Origin of the sequence: Moorena sp. SIO1G6, assembly GCF_010672795.1 — a bacterium.
Classification (GTDB): Bacteria; Cyanobacteriota; Cyanobacteriia; order Cyanobacteriales; family Coleofasciculaceae; genus Moorena; species Moorena producens.
In genome coordinates, this window is sequence record NZ_JAAHFZ010000151.1 from 1 (window position 1) to 2,168 (window position 2,168).

Here is a 2,168-nt window from a genome sequence, read left to right on the forward strand (position 1 = left end):
TATTAAACTAAGCCGCAGAGTTACCTCTGCGACTCGTCTCCAAAACCGTACGTGACAGTTTCCCGTCATACGGCTCCTCATGATAGGAACACACTTTCATTGGTACCTCCACATTAGAAAGGATTGTCATCTAGCTTAGAGGAGTCGTTACTTGACTCAATACACTTTGGATTGACTTTAGTTCTATGTTTTACATCGTGGCAATGTAGGTGGAGTAGCTCAAGATTCCTGAGTTGGTCGTTTCCACCTTGTGCGCGTGGTATTATGTGATGCGTTTCCAATAAATCTCCATCTCTGAATGTGAGACCACAATCAGCACATTTCCCTTCCTGTCTTTTCAGAAGTTTACCCTTCTGGCTAGTCATTTCAGGGTGTTTTTGCATTCGGTTGCTCCAGTACACTAGGTCACCATCGAAAGGACTTCTGGATTCTTTGACCTTTACATGCCTTACAATTTTTGTTTTGGCATGTTTCGGGAGATAGTTCTCCTCATTTGTCATGAATACCCAGTTATCTATCTTTGGTGCTTCCCATGGTTCTTTTGGTTTTTCAACCTTAGTTCCCCAGTACTTTTTATTCACCCAGGTTTTTGATTTGTTTGGATGTCTCCTGTATCCCCATCTTTGAAGTTTGTTCCAGAGCATGTTGTCCAAATCTGAGAATGTTTCGCTACTTACGACACTGCGATTATAGTTACACCATCCTCTTATTATGGGTTTTAGATGCCTGATTAGGGCGTTTTGTGGGGCGGCTTTGTGTTTACTTATTTCACTTGATAGTCGCTTCCAGTGCTCTTTTACTTTTTCTTTGGATGGTTTGATGATGGTTTTAAAACCCTGTTTCGACTGATTTTTTCCTACTGGGTATTGACGGATATTAAATCCTAGAAAGTCAAATCCTTTAAAGGTGTGTGTCAGTTTGGTTTTTTCGGGTTTTAGTTCCAGGCCGATATCTCTCAACCATTCGCTGATGATTCTCTGACATTCTTCTACCACTTCTTTGGATTTATGTGTTATGACGAAATCGTCTGCATATCGGATTAACTTTAATGCTTTTTTGTTATCCCGTTTGCATCCGGGTAAGGTTTGGGCATATTCGTTTATCCTGTTTTCCATTCCGTGGAGGGCTATGTTCGCTAAAAGCGGGGATATTATTCCGCCTTGAGGAGTGCCTTCGTTTGTAGGTGAGAATGTTTCCTTATCTATTACTCCTGCTTTTAACCAGTTTTTGATTAATCGCTTCATAGATGGGTAGGTATTTATTTTTGAGAGAAGAGCGTCGTGGTTGATTTTATCGAAGCATTTAGATATATCGGCGTCTAGTACCCATTTGGGTTTTTGACTGATACATTTAAATATTGCTTCAATTGCATCATGACATGACCTTCCTAGTCTAAAGCCATATGAGTTTGGTTCAAAGACCGCTTCCCATTCTGGCTCTAATGCTTGTTTTGCCAAGGCTTGGAGTGCCCGGTCGTAAATAGTGGGTATCCCTAAGGGGCGTTTTTCTTTACGACCAGGTTTATCAATCCAAACTCTACGGGTTGGTTGAGGTTTTTTGTACAGTTTGAGGTTGGCTACTAAGACGAGGCGTTGTTTGCCTTTTAAAGCTTTTTTCCCGTCTATTCCGGCAGTCTTTTTACCTTTATTCTGTTGTGTTACCTTCCTTACCGCCAGCATCTTAGCTGACCAGGATTTCATTAGAGTCTTTTGTAACCTTCTAACCACGCGAACGTCACCACGAACAGAGGCTCGATATATTCGTTTTTGCAACTTAAATACGGTTCTTTCTAGCTTGCGCCAATCGACCCGATTCCATTCCGACTGTGGGGCGAACCCCCGAGTTTTAGACTTATTCATTGCTACTTACAACCATATCTTTTCCCATCACGTGAGTCCGTCAGCGTATTCTAGGTATTACCCTAGACGTTTGCTTCTGACTCAATCTTTCCTACACAGGCCATGTGGCTAACTACCTACTTAAGAAATCGACCTTTCTTAAGAGCACCTGTGAGGTTACTTCGTTCCTGATAACCATTCTGTTGAACTTTTAGGGTGATACTATCCACCGGAAACTTAGGGAAATCATTATAGGGAAATTCAACCTTATAATCCTTTATTTTTCGTTGACTTTTTGTCTATAGCGTGTCAGCCTTATTACGCTATTGT

1 protein-coding gene is annotated in these 2,168 nt (G+C 41.4%); it reads right to left on the reverse strand.

What is annotated here, in order from left to right:
• Positions 1-113 precede the first annotated feature (113 nt).
• Entirely contained in the window at positions 114-1,859 is a 1,746-nt protein-coding gene (ltrA, locus tag F6K63_RS36620; RefSeq protein ID WP_287256165.1) for a group II intron reverse transcriptase/maturase, read from the reverse strand.
• Between the last annotated feature and the right edge of the window lie 309 nt (positions 1,860-2,168).